Origin of the sequence: Streptomyces sp. DH41 (assembly GCF_029813785.1) — a bacterium.
In the GTDB taxonomy this organism is placed as follows: Bacteria; Actinomycetota; Actinomycetes; order Streptomycetales; family Streptomycetaceae; genus Streptomyces.
In genome coordinates, this window is the sequence record NZ_JARVKY010000012.1 from 154,254 (window position 1) to 176,365 (window position 22,112).

Here is a 22,112-nt window from a genome sequence, read left to right on the forward strand (position 1 = left end):
CACAACCGTTGAGGACAGGGAGGCACACGGATGCGTGAGAGGTCTCACGCCGGACCGGCGGTGTACGCCGTCGCGCCGGTCGTCGTCGCGCTGGCCCACATCGGTCCGGCCGCGACCTGGCTGCCCGGGCTGCGCCGGCGCCGGTTCCCGGGCCTGGCCGGACAGGGCCGCCCCGACCACATCGCCCTGACCTTCGACGACGGCCCCGATCCGGCGTCCACGCCGCACTTCCTCGACCTGCTGGACGGGCTCGGCGTACGCGCGACGTTCTTCGTCCTGGGCGAGAACGTCGTACGTCACCCGGCGCCGGCCCGCGAACTGACCCGGCGGGGGCACGAACTCGCCGTTCACGGCTGGTCGCACGACCGCCCCTGGCTGCCGTCGCCGGCGCGGGACACGCGCGAGTTGCTGCGCGCCGTCCGCGCGGTGGCCGAGGCCGCCGGTCGCCTCCCGCGCTGGTACCGCCCGCCCTACGGCATCCTCACCTCCGGGCGCTGGGCCGCCGCCCGCCGGGCCGGACTGCGGCCGGTGCTGTGGACCGCGTGGGGCAGGGACTGGCGGCAGGACGCCACGCCCGCCTCGGTACGGGCGACCGTCGCGGCGGATCTGCGCGGGGGCGGCACGATCCTCCTGCACGACACCGACCACGCCTGCGCCCCGGGCAGCTGGCGGGCCACCCTCGGCGCCCTGCCGGACATCGTGCGCGACTGCCGCGAGGCGGGACTGACGGTGGGGCCGCTGGACGAGCACGGAGTGGCCGGGACGGCCCCGTACCCGGGAGCCGGGCCGTCGGTAGGCGCCCCGGCGGTGTCGTGGGCGTCGCCGTTTCGGTCGGCGGCGCCGGGACAGCCGTAGCGTCATGACGGACAGAGACGATCAGTGCGCGGCGACGCCGGATCCGGCGTCTCCTCCCTGGGCCCTGCGCGAATACGCCGTGCTCGCCGACGGTGAGCGTGGCGCGGTCCTGGACCCGCGGGGCCGGATCGTGTGGCTGTGCGCCCCGCGGTGGCACGACGACGCGGTGTTCTCCGCGCTCATCGGCGGCGCCGGGCACTTCGCCGTGGAGCCGGCGGACCCCTGGCACGTCTGGGGCGGCTCCTACGAGGAGGGCACACTGATCCGGGTGAGCCGGTGGGTGACCACCGAGTGCGTGATCGAATGCCGTGAGGCCCTGGCCCTGCCCGCCAGAACCGACCGGCTCGTCCTGCTGCGCCGGATGTGCGTCGAGCGGGGCGAGGCCCGGTTGTGCCTGGACCTGGACCCGCGGCCCGGTTTCGGAGACCGCCGGATGCGCGGCCACCGGCGGGAGGACGGGGTCTGGACGGCCGAGGCGGAAGGGCTGCGGATGCGGCTCGCCGGGGCCCCGGAGGCGGTGTGGCGGGCCGGCGCCGGACTGTGCGGCGAGTTCCGGCTGCGCGAGGGTGAGACACACGACCTGGTACTGGAACTGGCCGAAGGGCAGGAGACCGGACCGCTCGACGCCGGCGCGCTGTGGCGGGCCACGGAGCGCGAGTGGCGGCGGGCCGTCCCGGACTGCTCGCGGCTGGTGGCACCACGCGACGCCCAGCACGCGTACGCCGTGCTGCGCGGGCTGACCAGCGTCTCCGGCGGCATGGTGGCCGCCGCGACCACGTCCCTGCCGGAGCGGGCCAACAGCGGACGCAACTACGACTACCGCTTCGCCTGGCTGCGCGACCAGTGCTACGCCGGTCTCGCGGTCGCCGCGCACGGCCCGCACCCGCTGGCCGACGACGCCGCGCGCTTCGTCGCCGAGCGCATCCTGGAGGACGGCGACAAGGTCCGCCCCGCCTACACGGTCGACGGGCGGCCGGTCGGCGAGGAACGTTCCCTGCGGTTGCCCGGCTATCCCGGCGGCACCGACCACGTCGGCAACGACGCGGGTGCCCAGTTCCAGCTGGACACCTTCGGCGAGGCGCTGCAGCTGTTCGCCGCGGCGGCCGCGCACGACCGGCTGACCGAGGAAGCGGAACGGGCCGCCGCCGTGGCCGTGGACGTCGTGGAACGGCAGTGGCTCAAGCCGGACGCCGGACTGTGGGAACTGGAGGACCGCTGGTGGACCCACTCCCGGCTGAGCGTGGTCTGCGGTCTGCGGCGCATGGGGGACGTACTGCCCGGGAAGGCGGGGCGCCGTTGCGCCGAGCTCGCCGCCACCGTGCTGGGGGAGACCCGGCGCCGGTGCCTGGACGCCGACGGCCGCTGGCGGCGGGCCGCCGACGACGACGGGCCCGAGGCCGCGCTGCTGGTGCCGATGGCCCGCGGCTGCGCGTTCGGGGACGACGACGGTGCCGCCACCCGCGCGTACATCGAGTCCCGCCTCGCCGAGGACGGGTACCTCTACCGCTTCGAACACCCCGGGGAGCCGCTCGGTGACGCCGAGGGGGCCTTCCTGCTCTGCGGGTTCACGATGGCGCTCGCCACGCACCGGGTCGGTGACCGGGCCGGCGCGTTCCGCTGGTTCGAGCGCACCCGGGCGGCCTGCGGACCGCCCGGGCTGTTCGCCGAGGAGTACGACGTGCGCCAGCGGCAGCTGCGCGGCAACCTTCCGCAGGCCTTCGTGCACGCGATGATGCTGGAGTGCGCCGTCCGCCTGGCCGGCGAGTCGGTGCTGCCCTGACCCGGCGGACGAGCGCCCGCCCCCCTGGGCACTCGTCCCGCCCGGTCCGTCAGGCAGCCGCCCCGGTCAGGTCCCGGTGGATCGGCTCCGCCCCGCCCGTCAGCGGCACGCCCGTGCCGCCGCGCCGGGCGGCGACGATCTCCGCGGCGATGGACAGCGCGGTCTCCTCGGGCGTCCGGGCGCCGAGGTCCAGGCCGATCGGCGAACGGAGCCGGGACAGCTCGTGCTCCGTCAGGCCTGCCTCGCGCAGCCGCCGGTCGCGGTCCTCGTGGGTGCGGCGCGAGCCCATCGCGCCGACGAACGCGACCGGCATCCGCAGGGCCTCCGTCAGCAGCGGCACGTCGAACCTGGCGTCGTGGGTGAGCACGCACAGCACCGTGCGTCCGTCGGTCGGCGTACTCCGCAGGTAGCGGTGCGGCCAGTCGACGACGACCTCGTCCGCCTCCGGGAAGCGGGCCGGGGTGGCGAAGACGGACCGGGCGTCGCAGACCGTCACGTGGTGGCCGAGGAACTTGCCGGCCCGCACCAGCGCCGCCGCGAAGTCGACCGCTCCGAAGACGATCATGCGGGGCGGCGGCACACTGCACTCGACCAGCAGCGTGAGCCCGCCTGGACAGTGCGAACCGTCCTCCGAGAGACCGACCGTGCCGGTGCGGCCCGCGTCCAGCAGGGCCCCGGCCTCGGCCGCCGCCGTGCGGTCCAGGTCCGGATGGCCGCCGAGACCGCCCTCGTACGAACCGTCCGGGTGGACGAGCAGGGACCGCCCGAGGAGGCCGGCCGGCCCCTGGACGACCCGGGCGAGGGCCGCGGCCCGGCCCCGGGCCGCGGTCGACAGCGCCGCCCGGAACACCTCCCGCCAGGGCGCGTCCGCGCCGACCGGCGTGACCAGCACGTCGATGATCCCGCCACAGGTCAGCCCGACCGCGAAGGCGTCCTCGTCGCTGTATCCGAACCGTTCGCGCACCGTCTCGCCGTCCCGGAGGGCCGCGGCGCACAACTCGTACACCGCGCCCTCCACACAGCCGCCGGAGACCGAGCCGATCACCGTTCCCTCGCTGTCGACGGCGAGGGCGGCGCCGGGCCCGCGCGGGGCGCTGCCGCCGACGGAGACGACGGTGGCGACGGCGAACTCCCGGCCCTGACCGAGCCAGCGGTCCAGCTCGTCGGCGATGTCAAGCATCCGTCCCGCCCCCGGCGGTGGGCACCGTCGCCGACAGCACGCGGTCGGGCCGGATCGGCAGGTTCCGGTGGCGTACGCCGGTGGCGTGCCAGACGGCGTTGGCGACGGCCGCCGCGGCGCCCACGATGCCGATCTCGCCGACACCCTTGATCCCGACCGGGTCGTCCGGGTCGGGGTCGTCCACCCAGTCCGCCTCGACGTCCGGGACGTCGGCGTGCGTGGCGACGTGGTAGCCGGTGAGGTCGGGGCCGTAGAGACCGCCGCTCGCCCGGTCCCGGACCGCTTCCTCGTGCAGGGCCATGGAGATGCCCCAGACCATGCCGCCGACGAGCTGGTTGCGTGCGGTGAGCGGGTTGACGATGCGGCCCGCGGCGAAGATGCCGAGCATGCGGCGCACCCGTACCTCGCCGGTGGTGGTGTCCACGGCGACCTCGGCGAACTGGGCCCCGAAGGAGTGCCGTTCCTTCTGCGCGAGGGCGCCCAGGGCCTCGGTGGAGTCGGAGCGTACGGTGATGCCCTCGGGCGGGATGCTCGTGCCCAGCGCGAGCCGCTCCCGCAGTTCGCCGGCCGCGATGGTGATCGCCCAGGCCCAGGAGCGGGTGCCCATCGAACCGCCCGCGATCATCGCCGGTCCGAAGTCGCTGTCCCCGATGCGGACCCGGACCCGCTCGGGCGTGACCTCCAGCGCGTCGGCGGCGACCAGGGTCAGCGCGGTGCGGGCGCCGGTGCCGAGGTCGGCGGCGGAGATCCGCACGGTGAAGGTGCCGTCCGCCTCCGCGGTCACGAGGGCGGTGGACGGAGCGGCTCCCGCTTGGAAGGAGGCCGCCGCCGTGCCGGTGCCCAGCAGCCAGCGCCCGTCGCGGCGCACCCCGGGGCGCGGATCGCGCTCCGCCCAGCCGAAGCGGCGGGCTCCCTCGCGGAAGCAGGCGGCCAGGTTGCGGCTGCTGAACGGCAGCCCGGAGACCGGGCCGGTTTCCGGCTCGTTGCGCAGCCGCAGTTCGATCGGGTCGACGCCGCAGCGCTCGGCGAGTTCGTCGAGCGCCGCCTCGATCGCGAAGGACCCCGGCGCCTCGCCCGGCGCGCGCATGAACGTCGGGGACGGTACGTCGAGCCGTACGACGTGGTTGGCCGTGCGGTGGGCGTCGGCGTCGTACATGATCCTGGCGACACCGGCACCGGGCTCGACGAACTCGTAGAAGGTCGACGTCTGGTTGAGCGAGCGGTGCTCCAGGGCGCGCAGTCGGCCGTCGGGGTCGGCGCCGAGCCGGACGCGCTGGGTGGTGGGGCTGCGGTAGCCGGCCAGCGAGAACATCTGGCGCCTCGTCATCACCACCCGTACCGGCCGTTGCAGCACGGTCGCGGCCATCACGGCGGAGACCTGGTGGGCGCGCAGGCCCTTGCTGCCGAAGCCGCCGCCGACGTGTTCGGAACGCACCCGCACCGCGGACTCGTCGAGGGAGAACATCTTCGCGAGTTCGCCCTGGACCCAGGTGGTGCCCTGGTTGGAGTCGACGACCTCCAGCCGGCCGCCGTCCCAGAGGGCGGTGGCCGCGTGCGGCTCCATCATGCTGTGGTGCTCTTCGGGGGTGGTGTACTCCTCGTCCACCACGGCGGCGGACGCCGCGAGGCCGGCCGCCAGGTCGCCCTTCTCGGTCTCCGCGGGCATGTGTCCGTCGACCGGGTAGGCGTCGGTGCGGTCGGCAAAGAGCGCGATGTCGTGCGGTTCCTCGTCGTAGCTGACGACGAGTGTCTCGGCGGCCTCCCTCGCCTGCTCGGGCGTCCCGGCGACGACGAGGGCGACCGGCCATCCCGCGTGCGGCACCCGGTCGTCCTGGAAGACGGCGGCGGTCGGGTCCGGCGGGATGCCCAGCATGCCGACGTAGTCGGTGTCGACGCGCGGGGCGTTGCCGTGGTGGAGGACGGCGAGCACGCCGGGCATGCCGAGGACCGGATCGGTGTCGATGGAACGGATGCGGCCGCGGGCGACGGTGGACAGCACCAGCCAGCCGTGCGCGAGGTCGGCGAAGGGGATCTCGCCGGCGTAGCGGGCCGCTCCGGTGACCTTGTCGCGGCCTTCCACGCGCGTGTGCGCGGTGCCGACGGCGCCCTCGACCGTCGTACGGCCGGTCGTGGCGGTGGTCATCGGGCGGCCTCCTCGGCGAGTTCGGTCAGGACGGCCACCGCGAGGTTGCGCATGAGGGTCACCTTGTATCCGTTGTCGGGCAGCGGCCTCGCGGCCGCGAGTTCGGCGTCCGCGGCGGCGGCGAAGGTGTCGCCGCCGGCCGGCCGGCCGATCAGCACGCGCTCGGCCGCGCGGGCCCGCCAGGGCCGGGAGGCGACCGCTCCGAAGGCCAGCCGCGCGTCGCGGACGACACCGTCCTCGATGTCGAGCGCGGCGGCGACCGAGCCGATCGCGAAGGCGTAAGAGGCACGCTCGCGCACCTTGCGGTAGCGGGAGCGGGCGGCGACCGGGGTGGGCGGCAGGGTGATGCCGGTGATCAGCGCGCCGGGCGGGAGGGCGGTCTCCCGGTCCGGGGTGTCGCCGACGGGGAGGTAGAAGTCGGCGAGCGGCGACTCGCCCGGCCCGTCCGCGGTTTCGTAGGTGACGGCGGCGTCGAAGGCGGTGAGGGCGACGCCCATGTCCGAGGGGTGCACGGCCACGCAGTGGTCGGAGGCGCCCAGGATGGCGTGGTTGTGGTGCTCGCCCGTGATCGCGGGACAACCGCTGCCGGGGACGCGCTTGTTGCACGGTTTGCTCACGTCGGTGAAGTAGCCGCAGCGGGTGCGCTGGAGCAGGTTGCCGCCGACGGTGGCCATGTTGCGCAGCTGACCGGAGGCGCCGGCCAGGACCGCCTGGGCCAGCGCCGGGTAGCGGCGGCGCACTTCGGGGTGGGCGGCGAGGTCGCTGTTGGTCACGGTCGCGCCGACGCGCAGGCCGCCGTCGGCGGTCGGCTCGATGCCGTCCAGGGGCAGTTCGCGGACGTCGACGAGGCGGGCGGGGCGTTCGACGCCGGTCTTCATCAGGTCGACGAGATTGGTGCCGCCGCCGAGGAAACGGGCGTCCGGATCGGCGGCGAGGAGCGCCACCGCGCCGGAGACGTCGTCGGCGCGCTGGTAGCCGAACTCCCTCATGCCGCCGCCTCCTTCGCGTTCTCCGTCCGGGACTCGTCCCGGTTCGCCTCATGGGCCTCGGCCGCGCGGGCGACCGCCTGGACGATGGAGACGTAGGCGCCGCAACGGCACAGGTTGCCGCTCATCCGTTCGCGGATCTCGTCCGGCGTCAGGGGTGGTGGTCCGGCCTCGGGCCGTACGTCGTCGGTGGCGGCGCTGGGCCAGCCCGCCGCGTGCTCCTCGATGACGGCGACGGCCGAGCAGATCTGGCCGGGTGTGCAGTAGCCGCACTGGTAGCCGTCGAGGTCGAGGAAGGCCTGCTGCACCGGGTGCAGCCGGTCGCCCTCGGCCATGCCTTCGATGGTGGTGATCTCGCGTCCGTCGGCGGCGACCGCGAGGCTCAGACAGGAGACGGCGCGGCGTTGGTCGACCAGGACGGTGCAGGCGCCGCACTGCCCCTGGTCGCAGCCCTTCTTGGTGCCGGTGAGATCAAGGCGCTCGCGCAGGGCGTCGAGCAGGGTGGTGCGGTGGTCGACGGTCAGCTGGTGCTTCTCACCGTTGATGTTCAGGGTGACGGCGCTGGACGCCGGCGGGGTCACTGGGGCCATGAGCAGCCTTCTGTTGTGTCTGGTGACAGAGAAAACGGGCTGTAGGCGGTGGGTTCGTGTGTGGTCGGAGGCCACCGGTCGCATCCGCCGCTAGAGTGGGCAGGTAACCGGACAGCTGTCCGCTCACTGGAAACGTAACGGACAGTTGTCCGCTTAGCAAGAACGGGATTCAGCCACGAACCCGTGAGGAGGACGAGTGCCGCAATCGAAGAAGGACAAGCCGGACACTCCCCTGCGCTCGGACGCCCAGCGCAACCGCGAGCGCATCCTGCACGTGGCCACGGAGGAGCTGACGCGCTGCGCGGACGCCCCGCTGAGTTCCATCGCCAAGAAGGCGGGCGTCGGACAGGGCACGTTCTACCGCAACTTCCCGAACCGCGAGGCACTGGTCCTGGAGGTCTACCGCTACGAGATGCGGCAGGTGGCCGACGCCGCGCCCCAGCTGTTGTCCACCCGGGAGCCCGAACAGGCCCTGCGCGAGTGGATGGACCGCCTCGCCGGGTTCGCCATGACCAAGGCCGGCCTGGCCGACGCGATCCGGCTGGTCACCAGCGCGCCCGGAGGGCCGGAGAAACCGCGCCCCACTCCGGTCATGGACGCGGCCCAGCTCCTGCTCCGCGCCAACGAGGCGGCCGGCACCATCCGGCCCGGGATCTCCGCGGACGACTTCTTCCTCGTCATCGGCGGTCTCTGGCTGATCGATCCCGGCGAGGACTGGCAGCCGCGGGCCACCCGGTTCCTGGACTTCGTCATGGACGGACTGCGGGCGGGAGCACCTGGCCGGTGACCGCGCCCCGGAACACGTAGCGGCGCTCGGGGCGGCCCGCCACGCCGTAGCGCAGGGAGACCTCCGCGCTGCCGACGGTGTGGAAGTACTCCAGGTAGCGTCGGGCGCTGACCCGGGAGACGCCGGTCAGCGCCGCGCACTCGCTGGCGGACAGGGTGCCGTCGGCCTCACGGAGGGTGCGTTCAACCAGCTCGGCGGTCTCCACGCTCATTCCCTTGGGCAGTGCCGGTACCGCGGCGGCCGGCGCCGCCGCTCCCGCGAGTACGCGGTCGACGTCGGCCTGGCTGCGTACCACCGTGCCGAGCAGCCTGCCGCGCTGGACGGCGTAGCGCTCCAGCCGGACCCGCAGGTCCTCGAACTCGAACGGTTTGAGCAGGTAGTCGACCACGCCGTGCCGGACGGCGCCGCGCACCGCGTCCGCCTCCCTGGCCGCGCTGATGACCATGACGTCGCAGTCGTGACCGGCCGCGCGGAGCCTGGGGATGACGTCGAGGCCGAAGACGTCCGGCAGGTACAGGTCGAGCAGGACGAGGTCGGGGCGCAGTTCCCCGACGGCGGCGAGCGCCTGCTCCCCGGTGCCGGCGACCCCGAGGACCCGGAAGGGCTCGACGCGCTCGACGAAGGCGCGGTGGACGCGGGCGACCATGAAGTCGTCGTCGACCACGAGCACGCCGATCCCGGCACCGACGGTCTGGGGCGCCGAACCCGCCGTGGCGGCCGCGGGGGCCGGACCCGCCGTAACGGCCGCGCTGGCCGAACCCGCCGTAACGGCCGCGCTGGCCGAACCCGCCGAAGTACGCGCGTGTGCCGTACCGGTCGAGGTGACGGCGTCGGCCGTGCCGGTCCGGGCGCTCCCGTCGGTCCCACCGGCCCAGGTGCTCGCGTCGGCTGTGCCGCTCGTACCCGTCATCGTGCTGCTCCTTCCGCCACCGCGTCGGTGAGGTGGCTGACGGTCATGCGTGCGGTGAACATGGCCCCCTCGGGGGTGTTGGTCACCGAGATCTCACCGCCGTGACGCTCGCAGACCAGCCGGGTCAACGCCAGGCCGATGCCGCGTTCGCCCTGCCGGGCGGCCTTGGTGGTGAAGCCGTGGGAGAAGACCTCGCGGGCCAGTTCGGGCGCCACGCCGGGCCCGGAGTCGCGGACCACGATCTCGACGCTGGCGGCGTCCTGCCGCAGCTCGACCTCGACCCAGGCATCGTGGTCGGCGCCGGGCGCCGCGGCCGCGTCCACGGCGTTGTCGACGAGGTTGCCGACCACGGTCGCCACGTCCGCCGCGTCCTGGGGAGCGAGCCGGTCGAGCGCCGTACGGTCCGACACCCGTAGGGCGACCCTCCGCTCCGCCGCGAGGGAGGACTTCGCCGTCAGCAGCGCGGCGACGGCGGTGTCGCGGACCCGGCGGCTGAGGGTGACGTCCAGGGACTGGCGGCGCTGGTTGAGCGCGCGGATGTAGCGCACCACCTCTTCCTGCTCGCCGATCTGGATGAGCCCGGAGATGGTGTGCAGCTGGTTGGCGAACTCGTGGGCCTGGGCGCGCAGCAGTTCGGAGGTGCTGCGGAAGGAGCCGATCTCCCGTTCCAGGCGGGCCAGTTCGGTGCGGTCGCGCAGGGTGGTGACCGAGCCGAGCGGGTGGCCGTCCTTGGTGACGGTCATACGGTTCATCACCAGGACCCGGCCGTGGCGGACCACGACCTCGTCGCGCGGCTCGGCCTCGTGCGCCGCGGCGCCGGACAGGACGTCGCGAAGCCTCCCGTCGATGCCGAGGCCGTCCAGGCTCTGGCCCACACAGTCGGCGGGCAGGTCGAGCAGGCGCCGGCCCATCTCGTTGACCAGCGTGAGCCGGTGCTGTGGATCGAGGGCGACGACGCCCTCGGCGATGCCGTACAGCATCGCCTCCCGGTGCTCGGCGAGACCGGCGATCTCGCGCGGCTCCAGGCCGAGGGTCTGTCGTTTGACACGCCGGGCGAGCAGCCAGGAACCGGCCACGCCCAGCCCGCTGGCGATGCCGAGGTAGGCGAGGAGGTAGGAGGAGGCGCCGCTGAGCCGCTGCCACACCGTCGGATCGGCCTCACCGACCATCACGGTGCCGAGGTGCCGGCCGAGGGTCTGCCGGGTGTCGCCGAGCACCGGCACCTGGGCGACGAGCTCCCGGCTGCCCTGCACCGTGAGCGGGCCCGACCAGCCGCGCCCCTGTGCGGCCCCCTCGCCGCGCGGCAGCCGGCCGTCGATCATCGTGGGGTCGGTGGAGCTGACGACGCGGCCGTCGGCGTCGGCCACCGTGACCGAGGTGACCCCGGACTGGGTCTGCGTGGAGTTCACCAGCGGGGCCAGGGCCTCCTGCGGCACGGGGCTCAGGAGCTGGCTGCGGACCAGCGGCGTGGCAGCCAGTTGCTCGGCCAGAGCGGCGACCCGGCGGCCCTCGACGCGGTTGAAGGTGGCCTTGGACTGGGCCAGCGAGACGGCGGCGACCGCGAGCAGCACCACCACCACGATGGCGAGCTGGAGGACCAGCATCTCGCCCGCGAGGGTCTGACGGCGGAAGGTGGGGGCCACGGCGGACTCGATCTCGACTGACGGGGGCGGGGCAGCGGCAGGTGTGCCGGGTCGCCATCATGGCGCCCACCTGCGGCGAAGAAAAGGGATGTGTCGTCTTCGCAATGAACCGGCGATGTGCCGATGACGCATCGGGGACGCACCGGGGATGCACCGGCACGGCACCGGGGACGTACCGGCACGGCACCGGGCGATTCGCCGGCGACCGCAAAGACCACAACCTCCCTTGGTTCCGCAAGGAAGACAGGCCGCCGGTCCGCGGGCACCATGTGGCCCACGTCACCCTCCCCCACAGGGCTTTCCCCAACCCGATCTACCCAACCGACAGGTGGTGTCATACGTGCGCCTGCGCACCCCCCTTGCCCTGCTCGGGGCCGCCGTGCTCGTGCTCGCGGGACCGCCGTTGCTCTCCACGGGCAGCGACGCCGAGACCGGCACGCAGATCCCCGGCCTGCGCTTCATGGTCCCCAACACGCCCGGCGGCGGTTACGACATCACCGCCCGCACGGCCGCGAAGAACGCCGAGGACGCCGGGCTCACGCACAACATCGAGGTGTTCAACCTGCCCGGCGCGGGCGGCACCGTGGGCCTGAGCCGGCTGGTGAGCGAACACGGCAACGGCAAGCTCGCCATGTCCATGGGCCTCGGCGTGGTGGGCGCCGTCCGCTCCAACCACGCGCCCAAGACCCTCGCCGACACCACGCCGATCGCGCGGCTCACCGAGGAGCAGGACGTCGTCGTGGTCGGCAAGGACTCGCCGTACAAGACGATCGACGAACTGATCACCGCCTGGAAGAAGGACCCGGGCAAGCTCCCCGTCGGCGGCGGTTCGTCGCCGGGCGGGCCCGACCACCTCGCGCCCATGCTGATGGCGCAGGCCGCCGGGATCTCCCCCAAGTCGGTCAACTACATCCCCTTCGACGGCGGCGGCGAGCTGCTCGCCTCGATCCTCGGCAACAAGGTCGGCTTCGGGGTCTCCGGCGTCGGCGAGTACCTGGACCAGATCAAGGCGGGCGAGCTGAGGGTGCTCGCGGTGACCGGCCCGGAGCGGGTCGACGACCTGAAGGACGCGCCGACACTGAAGGAGTCCGGCTACGACGTGGACTTCACCAACTGGCGCGGCATCGTCGCCCCGCCCGGCCTCTCCGAAGCGGAACGGAACAAGCTGACCCGCTTGGTCGAGGAGCTGCACGACTCCCCCGAATGGAAGAAGTCCATGGACCAGAACGGCTGGGACGACGCCTTCCTGACCGGTGAGAAGTTCGGCGCGTTCCTGGATGCCCAGGACAAGCGCGTGGTGTCGGTACTGAAGGAGCTGGGACTGTGACGACACGGACCGGTCCTTCCCCGGACCCGACCCCTCCCCCGCCCCCTGCCCCGGCGGCCGAGCGGCGCTCGTGGCTGCGCGACCACTCCGAACTGGGCGTGTGCGTACTGCTGCTGGCGCTCGGCGTGCTCGTCCTGACCGACGCGCTGACCATGGACGTCGACATCACCCAGCGCGGGCCGGTGGGCCCGAAGACGGTGCCGATCGTGGTCGGCGTCGGATTGCTGGTGATCGCCGCGCTGCTCGCCGTCGACGTGCTGCGCGGCGGCCGGGGCGAGGCCGAAGGCGGCGAGGACATCGACCTGTCCGAGCCGGCCGACTGGCGCACGGTGCTGCTGCTCTCCGGGATCTTCCTCGGCGCGGCCGTACTCATCGAGCCGGCCGGCTTCCCCTTCGCCGGGGCGCTGCTGTTCTGGGGTGCCGCCTTCGCCCTCGGGAGCCGCCGCGTGGACCGCGACCCGCTGATCGCCGCGGTGCTGTCCCTGTTCACCTACGTCGTCTTCGACAAGCTGCTCGGCGTACCCCTGCCCGGCGGTCCGCTGATGGGAGTGCTCTGACATGAACGCCTTGAACTCCCTCATGGACGGCTTCGGGACGGCCCTGTCCCCGCTCAACCTCCTGTGGGCCGCCCTGGGTGTGCTGCTCGGCACGGCCATCGGCGTCCTGCCCGGCATCGGCCCCGCCATGGCGGTGGCACTGCTGCTGCCGGTGACGTACGGGCTCGATCCGGTCGCCGCGTTCATCATGTTCGCGGGCATCTACTACGGAGCGATGTTCGGCGGTTCGACCACCTCCATCCTGCTCAACACCCCCGGCGAGAGCGCCGCCGTGGTCGCGGCCATGGAGGGCAACCCGATGGCCAAGGCGGGGCGCGGCGCCCAGGCGCTGGCCGCCGCCGCCATCGGTCACTTCGCGGGCGGCATGATCGGCACGATCCTGCTGGTGGCGCTGGCGCCCACGGTCGCCGACCTGGCGGTGGACATCGGAGCGCCGGACTACTTCGCCATCATGGTGCTGGCGTTCATCGCCGTGACGTCGGTGCTCGGTTCGTCGCGGGTCAGAGGTCTGGCCTCTCTGCTGATCGGTCTGACGATCGGCCTGGTGGGCCTGGACCAGATGACGGGACAGCAGCGGCTGACCTTCGGTTCGCTGCAACTCGCGGACGGTGTCGACGTGGTGATCGTCGCGGTCGGTCTGTTCGCGATCGGCGAGGCGCTGTGGGTGGCGGCCCACCTGCGGCGCGGGGCGGCCGAGCCGATCCCGGTGGGCCGTCCCTGGCTCGGCCGTGACGATGTGAAGCGGACCTGGAAGTCCTGGCTGCGCGGCCCGTTCATCGGCTTCCCGTTCGGCGCGATCCCGGCGGGCGGCGCGGAGATCCCCACGTTCCTGTCGTACGTCACGGAGAAGCGCCTGTCCAAGAACAAGGACGAGTGGGGCAAGGGCGCCATCGAGGGCGTGGCCGGCCCGGAGTCGGCGGCGTCGGCCTCGGCGGCGGGCACGCTGGTGTCCATGCTGACCCTGGGGCTGCCGACGACGGCGGTCGCGGCGGTCATGCTGGCCGCCTTCCAGCAGTACGGCATCCAGCCCGGCCCGCTGCTCTTCGAACGCGAACCCGAGCTGGTGTGGGGCCTGATCGCGTCCCTGTTCGTCGGCATGGTGCTGCTGCTCGCGCTCAACCTGCCGCTGGCACCGGTGTGGGCCAAGCTGCTGCGCATCCCGCGGCCGTACCTCTACGCGGGGATCATGTTCTTCGCGGCGGTCGGCGCCTACGCGGTCGGCGGCGAGGTCGTCGACCTGGTGACCCTGCTGATCATCGGCCTGATCGGCTTCGGCATGCGGCGCTATGGCCTGCCCATCCTGCCGGCCGTGATCGGCGTCATCCTCGGGCCGAACGCCGAGCAGCAGCTGCGCCGGGCCCTGCAGATCAGCGACGGCAGCGTGACGGGTCTGGTCGACACGCCGTTCGCGGTGACGGTGTACGCGGTCATCGTGCTGCTGCTCGCGTGGCCGTTGCTGAAACGGCTGGTGCGCCGGGGACGTGGCTGACCCGGCGGTCACCGACCATAGGCTCTGGCCACGGTTTCGCCCGAGTCGCCTCCCGCAGCCCGTCGACTCGACCGCGGGCGTCGTCGGCGCCGTCATCGCCAGACAGCAGGACGACGCCGACCTCGTGCGCCGGCTGGCCGAGCAGGGGCACGAGCCCCAGGCCACCTGGGTTGCCGACGGCCTCCTGGCCGAACTCGGCGAAAGGATCGACCGGAGCAAGACGCACCGGCACCTGGTCGAGTAGCCGATTCACGCGTCGGAGGAGAACCCTCGGGGACGTTCGTCAGCCGCCGGACCCGGCGGAAGCGGTGATCGAGACGTCCGGCCCGTCCTCACCGACGGTGGACGCTGACGGCATAACCGCCCCCGTCGTACGGGTCGGCGTCCCAAGTGGCGAAGCGGTCGACGAGGGTGAGGTCGGACGCGGCGCAGCAGTCGTCGTATTCCGACAGCGTGAGGCTCGGCTCCACCGGCAGGTGAGCTTCGACCAGGCCGAATCCGGCGACCAGCAGGCCGCCCGGGCGCAGGGCCGCGGACAGGTGTTTGACCACCGTGGCCTCAGTGCCGGGAGTGAGCAACGGGAACACATTGCCTGCGGCGACGACAAGATCGAAGTCCGAGGCGAAACCGAGGGAGGCCGGCTCGAACTCGGCGAGATCGACCTGGAACCAGGGCAGTCCCGGCGCCTGCTCCCGCGCCACTGCCAGCATCGACTCGTCGAGATCCACCCCGACGCAGTCGTACCCGAGCTCCGCGAGCCGGATCATGATCCGTCCGGTACCGCACCCGGCGTCCAGCACCCGCGCTCCGGCAGGCACGAGAGCCGCGCAGAACCGTGCCTCACCGTGCACGTCCTCGCCGCTACGGGCCAGGCTCGCGAACCGTGCGGCGTAGTCCTCCCCGGATGTCTTCCCTGCCATCTCCGTCCAGCGACTCATGAGGCCAACTGTAGACCGGGGGACGAAACCCGCACCTGGCGGCTGGCCGGTCCCGCTACGCGCCCGCACCTCCCGGCTCACGGGGGGCAGCGGGAGCACCACTTCGATCGCGGTGCCGTGCGAATCCCGGATCTCGGATCGGTGGCCACCCGCGCGTCTTTCCCCCGCTTCGCCTGAGTGTGAGGAACATCCGCGGCCACACAGGGCCTCTTGACCCCGGCCGTCGGCTCCGTCTCCGGCCAGGACGGCCTCCGCGTCGGCGCCACCAGCCGCCGCCCGCCCCGCGTGGCCCGGCCTGTCCCACCGAACCGAGAGCTGGTCGAGGGTGACGTGCACAAGATGCTGGGGCTCGACGTAAACGCACCGGACCATCTTCTCCCGTCACGGCGGTGTGTACGGGCCGGTCCGGTGGAGTTCCAGGGTTGTGGCGAGGCGGATGACGGCGGTGTGCCAGTGGGAAGCGGCGGGGGCCGGGCCGTGGGTGCGGAGGGTGGTCGTCACGGCGGAGACCTGGTCCGCGGTGGTGTGGAAGCCGGTGCGGTGCAGGAGGGCGGCTGCTGATTCGAGGGTGTCGTGGTCGGTGGCAGTCAGGTTCCTCAGGCCGTGGTGGGCGGCCTCGGCGAGGGCGGCGAGGGCCTGTTCCAGAGCGGTGGTGAGGGGGTCGTCCGGAGGGTGCGGGGCGACGGGGAGGGCGGTGTCGCCGTCGCCGGGGGCGAGGTCGGGGACGAGGACGCCGTGGGAGGTGCGGACGGCGAGAGGGGCGAGAAGGACCCTGCCCCGGTCATGGCGGAGGGAACCGCTGATCCGGTCGACGGTGCCGGAGGCGAGGGCGTCGGCCAGGGCGTCCAGGGTGCCGGGGCAGTGGGGGTTGTGCGCGGTGCTCAGCAGGGCCTCGTTGCCGGCCGGGTCGTGAAGGACGGCTTCGAGGCGCTGTCCGGCCGGGTCGTACCGCACGGGTCCGGCCTCCGCGACGGCGAGGACGCGCATGGACTCGGCCTCCACCCGAGGGCGGACGAGGCGGGGAGGGATAGTACCGGGGGCGGGGAACTGTGCGGCGAGGTCGGTGACCAGCAGTCCGGGCGGCAGGTCGTCCCAGGCGGTGCCGACGGGGGTGACGGACGTGGTGGCGATCCGGCCGCGGGAGATCTCCACGGCGCGGCCGGCTGTGCGGGAGGTGGCCTCGCTGACCACGTTGGCGGCGGCAAGGGTGCGCAGGTTCGTACCGAGGATCCTGCGGGAGCCGAGGTCGTGGCCGGTGGGCGCCTGACCGTCGGGCAGCTCCCAGCGTTTGTGCAGAACGAGGACGATACCGGCATCGGGGTGGGCGAAGAAGACGTCGGCGGTGCGGTCGCGGGCGGAGCCGTCGACGTGGCAGCCGAGGGCGACGAGGCGGACGCGGCGCAAGGCCGTGCGGGCCGTCTCGGCGGTGCCGAGGACGGCTGCGGGGTCGGTGGGGGCGGCGCGGTGGCGGGCGTGGAGTTCGGCGAGGAGCAGGGCGTGGGTCTCGCGGTCGTGGCGGGCGCCGCGGGCGGCGTGCTCGGCGAGCTGGTGGCGTACCCCCTCGAGGGCCGCGGCGGGCCAGTGGCGTCCGGCGGCCGTGAGGGCGGCGCCGGCACGGCGGAGGGTTCCGTCCAGGACGGGGCCGGCCTGGGGGACGCCTTCGACGAGGAGTTCGTCGACGAGGTCCATGGCCGTGCGGTGGGCGCTGTCGCCGTTGTCCGGAGTTGCTTCCTTTCCTCCGACGGTGACTCGGTCGCTGCCCTCGGAGTCGGCGGCTCGGAAGGCCCAGACGGCAAGGACGACCGTCGCGCCGCGCAGCGGCTCGGCGGCGTCGGTGACGGCGAAGCCGGGGCGGTGGGGCACGGGGAAGCGGACGGTGCAGGCGGGGAGTTCGACGGCGGGAACGGGGTCGGCGGGGGTGGGGCGGTGGAGGACGGCCTGGTAGCCGCGGTCGCGGGTGCGACGGGCTGCGGTGAGGGCGGGCCGGCCGAAGGCCTCGGCGAGGGCGGTGTCGTCGATGCTTCCGGGGGACCAGTCGGTGAAAGGCCGCGGGGTGTCCGCCGCGGTCGCGGTGCGCTGGTAGGCGAGGACGAGGCCGATGCGGTGGCGGCAGACTCCGTGGGCCTCGCAGCTGCAGCGGGCGTCCTGCAGGGTGGCGCCGGGCGGCAGTCGGGTCTCGGTGCCGTCGGGAAAGCAGCCGTGCACGGTGTGGTCGCCGGTGACGTCCAGGTCGGGGCCTGCTCCGGCGTCGAGGTCCTTGGCGGCGCGTTTGACCAGGCCGCGGTTGGCGAGGGCGGCGAGGGTGTCGGGGGTGAGGGCGAGCAGGTCGGTGCGGGTCATGCCGTTCGTCCTCCGTGGGCCATTCTCTCGGCGACGAATTCGGCCAGGTGGCCCGGGGTCATGGCGCCGATGTGCGCGCCGGCCTCGGCGAGACGGCCGGCCAGGTCGCGGTCGTAGGAGGGGGTGGCCTCCTCGTCGAGGGCGGCGAGGCCGAGGACGGTGACGCCCTGTCCGGTCAGGTCGCGGACGGTGCGGGTCAGACGGTGGGCGTCACCGCCCTCGTAGAAGTCGGTGATCAGGGCGACGATCGTGCGGCGCGGGTTGTCGACGAGGCCGGCGGAGTAGTCGACGGCGCGGGCGATGTCGGTGCCACCGCCGAGCTGGACCTTCATCAGGAGTTCGACGGGGTCGGTGACGTCGGAGGTGAGGTCGACGACCTGCGTGTCGAAAGCGACCAAGTGGGTGCGCAGTCCGGGCAGGCCCCACAGGCAGGCAGCGGTGACGGCGGAGTGGATCACGGATCCGGCCATGGAGCCGGACTGGTCGACGAGGAGGATCAGCTGCCACTGCTCGATGTGGCGGCGGGTGCGGGAGTGGAAGTGCGGCTGCTCGATGAGGATGCGGCGGTCCTCGGGCCGGTAGTGGGCGAGGTTGGCGCGGATGGTGGCCCTGAAGTCGAAGTCCCGGGCGCGGGGGGTTCGGCTGGGGCGGCGGGAGCGGGCTCCGGTGAGGGCGCGCCGGATCTCCGGCCTCAGCCGCTCGGTCAGGTCGCGCACGACGGCTTCGACGATGCGCCGGGCGGCGGCCAGGATCTGCGGGTTCATCAGGTGTTTGGTGCGCAGCACGGCCCGCAGCAGGCTGGTGCTGGGTTCCACGCGGAGGAGAACGTCGGGATCGGTGACGATCTCGTCGATGCCGTAGGTCTCCACGGCGTCGCGTTCGAGGCGTTCGACCGTCTCCCGGGGGAAGAGACGGTGGATGTCGTCGAGCCAGTCGACGACGGCGAGCGTGGAGGGGCCGTCGCCGCCCTCCCGGCCGTCGGCGGTGCCGCGGCGTTCACCACGGCGGGCGAGCTCGTCGTCGCGGCCGTAGAGCCACTGGAGGGCGGTGTCGCGGGCGGCGTCCGGGCCGTCGAGGCCGCCGGTGCGGCGTTCGGCGGGGGCGCCGAGGATCAGCCGCCAGCGTTCCAGTCCCGCGCGGGGGTCGTCGGGGGTCATCGGGGTGCTCCGAGGGCGTGCCGGTCGAGCAGGAGGTCGGTGTGTTCCTCGAGGGCCGCGGCGCGGGCGAGGAGCAGCGGGTCGGCGGTGGTGCGCAGCAGGGTGCGGGCGGAGCCGTGCAGGTTCCGGCGGTCGAGGAGGAGTTGTGCGACGCGTTCGCGTTCACGGGGCGGGAAGAAGGCGAAGGCCTGACGCAGGGCGGGCAGGGCGTGGAGGAAGACGTCGTCGGTCATGGTGGTGACGACGCCGTCCAGGGTGTCGAGCAGGGACTGTTCGCCCTTCGGGGCGGGCCGCAGGACTTCTTCGCGGGCGAGGGCGAGCAGGCCGGCCAGCCAGTCGCCGAGGACGGAGGGGTCGGCCGCGACGGCGAACGCTTCGGCCTCGCCGGCGGGTTCGGCCAGGGCTCCGAGGGCGCGGCGCAGGCCGAGGGCGGCGCCGCGCAGGTCGGCGGGGGCGTGCCGGTCGCGGGCGATACGGGCGGCGGTCGCGGCGGCGGTTTCCGGGGTGAGAGTAAGGGCGGGTGCGGCGTGGAGGAGGGCGTCGCGGGCGGTGGTCAGGGCGCGCAGACGGGGGACGTCGACGCCGGGCGGGCCGCCGTGGAGGCCCTCCACCAGGTGGAAGAGCCGGTCGACGGCGTGGTCGAGGACGGTGCCGAGCAGCGGGTCACGGGCGGTACCGAAGACGCGGTCATGGCGCCAGAGGCCCAGGACCACGGCGAGGGCCCGCCCGAGGGGGCCGGGGTCGGCGGTGGTACGGATCCGGTGGGCGAGGCCGTCCAGGAGGTCGCGGGAGAGGGTTCCCGCTCCGCAGAGGACGGCGTCGAAAAGGAAGGCGGCGGCGGTCCCGGCGTCGGCGGCTGTACCGGTGTCGCGGAGGCGGCGGGCGAGGAGGGCCGTGGCGGCCTCGTCGGGGCGGGCTCCGTAGGCGCCGGCCTCGGTCAGTGCCGCGTCGCGGCCGGTGCGGGGGCGCGGTTCCCAGGTTTCGTGGTCGCGGGGGTCGGCTCCGTGGTCGGGGCCGGTGAGGCGGGTGTGGCCGGGGATGCCGAGGATGCGCAGCTGGTGGAGGAAGCGGCTGCGTTCGAGCCCTCGGGGGTTGGTGAGGTCGAGGTCGAGGGTGCGGTCGCCGTCAAGGCCGAGGCGGATCTCCTCGGCGGTCACGTGGTGGACCAGGGGTGGCAGCGGGGTGTCGGGGTGGAGGCGGCCGGTGCGGTCGCCGGTGCAGGCGACGACCGTTTCGACGACGGCGGGGTGGGCGCCGGGCCTCAGGGGGCCGTCGGTGTTCCAGGGGAGCGGCTGGTCGAGGTCGTCGGTGATCAGTGCGGCGGCGAGGCCGTCCAGGACGTCGACTCGGGCGGGGCGGGGGTGTCCGCGGAGGGCGGCGAGGCCTTCGGTGAGGGTGTGGGCGGAGATCAGGGCGGCGGTGGAGGCGGGGAGGCCGCGGGCGCGGAGCCGTTCCACGACGGTGCGACGGAGGGTTTTCGCGGCCGCGTCGGGGCCTTCGTCCCACAGGTGCTGGTAGTAGCCGGGGGACGGCATGCCGGACTGGTAGCCGGCGAAGGCGTCCATCTGGCGGAAGGAGTAGGGCACCAGGAAGCTGCCCCCCGCGGCCCCGTCGGGCGGGACGGGCACCGGGGGCCATGCGGCGGGTGCCGCGCCCGCGGACGTGCCGGGAGCGGCGGTGAGGGCGCGCAGGGCGGGCTGGTGGAAGCCGCCGGTCACCACCAGGACCGGCCGGCTGCCGGCGTGTGCGACTGCGGCACGGACCCAGGAGGCCATGTACTGCTCGCGGGCGCGGTCCCCGTCATCGGCCTCGGTGTCGCCGCGCACCAGGGCGAAGTAGGCGTCCAGGCGGTCCTGCAGGCCGTCCGGATCGGCGATCTCGAAGACGCGGTCCCACAGGGCGTCCACGGTGTCGACCCGGTAACGGGCGCGGAGCCGTTCGGTGGCGCGGCTGTAGCGGGCCTCGGCGTCGGCGTAGCGGTTGGCCGCGCCGTCGGGGCGGTCGGTGAAGGCGCGGTGCCAGGCGGGCAGGTCGATGAACCGGACCTCGGCGCCCGCGGTACGGCCCTCGGTGAGTGCCACCCATTCCGGCGAGTACGCGCACAGCGGGGCCCAGGAGGTGACGACCCGTTCGGTGCCGCGGTAGTGGCTGAAGACGGCGATGGGCAGTTCGTGTCCGAGGAGCAGTTCGCCGATCCGGTCGTTCATGTCGGCGGGGCCCTCGACCAGGACGTATGCCGGGCGCAGTTCGCGGATCGTGCGGCGGACGAGGCCGGCGCAGGCCGGTGAGTGGTGGCGCACCCCCAGGAAGGTGACGCGGGCATCGCTCACCGTTGGTCCAGCAGGTGCCGGGCCTCGTGGAGGGCCTGCCACTGGGGGCCTCGGCGCAGGCGGGCCCGCTGTTCGAGGAAGCGGCGCAGGAGGGCGAGGTCCTCGGGGCTGTCCTTGGCGGCGGTGCCGGCGAGACAGGAGACGATGTCGGCGGCGTTGCCGGCCTCGCCGCGCAGGAACCAGCCGCGCAGGCCGACGGCGTGGGCCGTGGAGACGGCTTCGGCGGTGCTCATCACCGCGGAGGGCCGGTCGCCCTGGCCGGGTGCGTCGCGCAGTTCGCGGAAGGTGCCGACCAGGACCTCGAGGACGTCCCGGTCGGGTGCCCGCTCGACTCCGGACTCGCGGAGCAGAGCGGTGGACTCGGCTTCGACGAGGGCGAGTTCGGTGTCGAGGTCGGGTATCGGGAAGACGGTCTCGAAGTTGAAACGGCGTTTGAGGGCGGCGCTCATCTCATTGACGCCACGGTCGCGGGTGTTGGCGGTGGCGATGACGTTGAAGCCCTGGCGGGCGAAGACCATGCCGTCGTCGCCGTCGAGTTCGGGGACGGCGACGACGCGTTCGGAGAGCAGGGAGAGCAGGCAGTCCTGAACCTCGAGGGGGCAGCGGGTGATCTCCTCGAAGCGGACGACGCGTCCCTCGGCCATGCCGCGGAGCATGGGGGCGGGCACCAGGGAGCGGCGGGAGGGGCCTTCGGAGACCAGCAGGGCATAGTTCCAGGAGTACTTGATCTGGTCCTCGGTGGTGGCCGCGCCGCCCTGCACAGTGAGCGTGGAGGTGCCGCTGACCGCTGCCGCGATGAGCTCGGAGAGCAGCGACTTGGCAGTGCCGGGTTCGCCGACGAGCATCAGACCCCGGTTGGTGGCCAGGGTCACCAGGGCCCGTTCGACGAGGGAGGGGCTGCCGACGAACTTGCGGCTGATGCCGGCGTCGGGGTCTCCGACCACGAAGCGGAGGGCGGCACGGAGGCTGAGCCGCCAGCCGGGCGGCCGCGGGTCGGTGTCCCCGGCACGCAGCTCGGCGAGTTCGTCGGCGTGGCGCACTTCTGCGGGCGGGCGCTGCAGGCGGGGCGGGTGCGGGTCGCTCACTGTGGTCATGGCGGG

18 protein-coding genes are annotated in these 22,112 nt (G+C 73.6%); 7 read left to right on the top strand and 11 right to left on the bottom strand.

The window, feature by feature from the left end:
- Nucleotides 1-30: 30 nt before the first annotated feature.
- Together QC283_RS20910 and QC283_RS20915 are read left to right on the top strand one after the other, a co-directional pair.
- Entirely contained in the window at nt 31-855 is an 825-nt protein-coding gene (locus QC283_RS20910) for a polysaccharide deacetylase family protein (protein WP_279563121.1), read from the top strand.
- A gap of 4 nt (nt 856-859) precedes the next feature.
- Nucleotides 860-2,635, top strand: coding sequence for a glycoside hydrolase family 15 protein (locus QC283_RS20915; RefSeq protein WP_279563122.1), 1,776 nt, complete (start codon nt 860-862; stop codon nt 2,633-2,635).
- A gap of 49 nt (nt 2,636-2,684) precedes the next feature.
- On the opposite strand, the gene QC283_RS20920 is transcribed toward QC283_RS20915, so the two are convergent.
- Genes QC283_RS20920 through QC283_RS20935 form a run of 4 tightly spaced genes read right to left on the bottom strand, consistent with a single transcriptional unit; the run spans nt 2,685 to nt 7,534 of the window.
- Nucleotides 2,685-3,815: an XdhC family protein gene (locus QC283_RS20920; RefSeq protein WP_279563123.1), complete on the bottom strand. Its 1,131-nt coding sequence runs from the start codon at nt 3,813-3,815 to the stop codon at nt 2,685-2,687.
- A complete protein-coding gene (locus QC283_RS20925; RefSeq protein ID WP_279563124.1) occupies nt 3,808-5,958 on the bottom strand; it encodes a xanthine dehydrogenase family protein molybdopterin-binding subunit in 2,151 nt (716 codons plus the stop codon). Before QC283_RS20925 ends, QC283_RS20920 begins: the two co-directional genes overlap by 8 nt.
- Nucleotides 5,955-6,947: an FAD binding domain-containing protein gene (locus QC283_RS20930; protein WP_279563125.1), complete on the bottom strand. Its 993-nt coding sequence runs from the start codon at nt 6,945-6,947 to the stop codon at nt 5,955-5,957. The genes QC283_RS20925 and QC283_RS20930 overlap by 4 nt, the downstream gene beginning before the upstream one ends.
- Entirely contained in the window at nt 6,944-7,534 is a 591-nt protein-coding gene (locus QC283_RS20935; RefSeq protein ID WP_279563126.1) for a 2Fe-2S iron-sulfur cluster-binding protein, read from the bottom strand. Before QC283_RS20935 ends, QC283_RS20930 begins: the two co-directional genes overlap by 4 nt.
- 196 nt (nt 7,535-7,730) lie before the next feature.
- Between QC283_RS20935 and QC283_RS20940 the strand changes: the two genes are divergently transcribed.
- A complete protein-coding gene (locus QC283_RS20940) occupies nt 7,731-8,321 on the top strand; it encodes a TetR/AcrR family transcriptional regulator (protein ID WP_279563127.1) in 591 nt (196 codons plus the stop codon).
- Here QC283_RS20940 and QC283_RS20945 read toward each other — a convergent pair.
- Nucleotides 8,284-8,997 carry a response regulator gene (locus QC283_RS20945; protein WP_279563198.1) on the bottom strand — a complete coding sequence of 238 codons (714 nt, stop codon included), beginning with the start codon at nt 8,995-8,997 and terminating at the stop codon, nt 8,284-8,286. The genes QC283_RS20940 and QC283_RS20945 overlap by 38 nt on opposite strands.
- Before the next feature lie 230 nt (nt 8,998-9,227).
- Nucleotides 9,228-10,874 carry a sensor histidine kinase gene (locus tag QC283_RS20950; RefSeq protein WP_279563128.1) on the bottom strand — a complete coding sequence of 549 codons (1,647 nt, stop codon included), beginning with the start codon at nt 10,872-10,874 and terminating at the stop codon, nt 9,228-9,230.
- 340 nt (nt 10,875-11,214) lie between these two features.
- On the opposite strand from QC283_RS20950, the gene QC283_RS20955 reads away from it, so the two are divergent.
- The 4 genes from QC283_RS20955 to QC283_RS20970 are packed head-to-tail and all read left to right on the top strand — an operon-like array spanning nt 11,215 to nt 14,491.
- Nucleotides 11,215-12,201: a Bug family tripartite tricarboxylate transporter substrate binding protein gene (locus QC283_RS20955; protein WP_279563129.1), complete on the top strand. Its 987-nt coding sequence runs from the start codon at nt 11,215-11,217 to the stop codon at nt 12,199-12,201.
- A complete protein-coding gene (locus QC283_RS20960; RefSeq protein ID WP_279563130.1) occupies nt 12,198-12,758 on the top strand; it encodes a tripartite tricarboxylate transporter TctB family protein in 561 nt (186 codons plus the stop codon). Before QC283_RS20955 ends, QC283_RS20960 begins: the two co-directional genes overlap by 4 nt.
- A gap of 1 nt (nt 12,759) precedes the next feature.
- Nucleotides 12,760-14,247: a tripartite tricarboxylate transporter permease gene (locus QC283_RS20965; RefSeq protein ID WP_279563131.1), complete on the top strand. Its 1,488-nt coding sequence runs from the start codon at nt 12,760-12,762 to the stop codon at nt 14,245-14,247.
- Complete coding sequence (locus QC283_RS20970; RefSeq protein ID WP_279563132.1) at nt 14,240-14,491, top strand: hypothetical protein; 252 nt, start codon at nt 14,240-14,242, stop codon at nt 14,489-14,491. The genes QC283_RS20965 and QC283_RS20970 overlap by 8 nt, the downstream gene beginning before the upstream one ends.
- A gap of 88 nt (nt 14,492-14,579) precedes the next feature.
- On the opposite strand, the gene QC283_RS20975 is transcribed toward QC283_RS20970, so the two are convergent.
- The 5 genes from QC283_RS20975 to QC283_RS20995 form a co-directional block, all read right to left on the bottom strand.
- Nucleotides 14,580-15,185, bottom strand: coding sequence for a class I SAM-dependent methyltransferase (locus tag QC283_RS20975; protein WP_279563133.1), 606 nt, complete (start codon nt 15,183-15,185; stop codon nt 14,580-14,582).
- Nucleotides 15,186-15,566: 381 nt separating this feature from the next.
- The gene (locus QC283_RS20980) at nt 15,567-17,525 is read right to left on the bottom strand and encodes a hypothetical protein (RefSeq protein WP_279563134.1); all 1,959 of its coding nucleotides are present in this window, start codon (nt 17,523-17,525) and stop codon (nt 15,567-15,569) included.
- Nucleotides 17,522-18,682, bottom strand: coding sequence for a VWA domain-containing protein (locus QC283_RS20985; RefSeq protein ID WP_279563135.1), 1,161 nt, complete (start codon nt 18,680-18,682; stop codon nt 17,522-17,524). Before QC283_RS20985 ends, QC283_RS20980 begins: the two co-directional genes overlap by 4 nt.
- Entirely contained in the window at nt 18,679-21,012 is a 2,334-nt protein-coding gene (locus QC283_RS20990) for a DUF5682 family protein (RefSeq protein ID WP_279563136.1), read from the bottom strand. The genes QC283_RS20985 and QC283_RS20990 overlap by 4 nt, the downstream gene beginning before the upstream one ends.
- Nucleotides 21,009-22,106, bottom strand: coding sequence for an AAA family ATPase (locus tag QC283_RS20995; RefSeq protein ID WP_279563137.1), 1,098 nt, complete (start codon nt 22,104-22,106; stop codon nt 21,009-21,011). Before QC283_RS20995 ends, QC283_RS20990 begins: the two co-directional genes overlap by 4 nt.
- Between the last annotated feature and the right edge of the window lie 6 nt (nt 22,107-22,112).

What these genes read in the sequence shown, in the direction of transcription:
- QC283_RS20980 (WP_279563134.1), bottom strand. Translation starts at nt 17,525, where the DNA reads ATGACCCGCACCGACCTGCTCGCCCTCACCCCCGACACCCTCGCCGCC.
- QC283_RS20915 (WP_279563122.1), top strand. Translation starts at nt 860, where the DNA reads ATGACGGACAGAGACGATCAGTGCGCGGCGACGCCGGATCCGGCGTCT.
- QC283_RS20995 (WP_279563137.1), bottom strand. Translation starts at nt 22,106, where the DNA reads ATGACCACAGTGAGCGACCCGCACCCGCCCCGCCTGCAGCGCCCGCCC.
- QC283_RS20930 (WP_279563125.1), bottom strand. Translation starts at nt 6,947, where the DNA reads ATGAGGGAGTTCGGCTACCAGCGCGCCGACGACGTCTCCGGCGCGGTG.
- QC283_RS20975 (WP_279563133.1), bottom strand. Translation starts at nt 15,185, where the DNA reads ATGAGTCGCTGGACGGAGATGGCAGGGAAGACATCCGGGGAGGACTAC.
- QC283_RS20985 (WP_279563135.1), bottom strand. Translation starts at nt 18,682, where the DNA reads ATGACCCCCGACGACCCCCGCGCGGGACTGGAACGCTGGCGGCTGATC.
- QC283_RS20910 (WP_279563121.1), top strand. Translation starts at nt 31, where the DNA reads ATGCGTGAGAGGTCTCACGCCGGACCGGCGGTGTACGCCGTCGCGCCG.
- QC283_RS20925 (WP_279563124.1), bottom strand. Translation starts at nt 5,958, where the DNA reads ATGACCACCGCCACGACCGGCCGTACGACGGTCGAGGGCGCCGTCGGC.
- QC283_RS20920 (WP_279563123.1), bottom strand. Translation starts at nt 3,815, where the DNA reads ATGCTTGACATCGCCGACGAGCTGGACCGCTGGCTCGGTCAGGGCCGG.
- QC283_RS20965 (WP_279563131.1), top strand. Translation starts at nt 12,760, where the DNA reads ATGAACGCCTTGAACTCCCTCATGGACGGCTTCGGGACGGCCCTGTCC.
- QC283_RS20935 (WP_279563126.1), bottom strand. Translation starts at nt 7,534, where the DNA reads ATGGCCCCAGTGACCCCGCCGGCGTCCAGCGCCGTCACCCTGAACATC.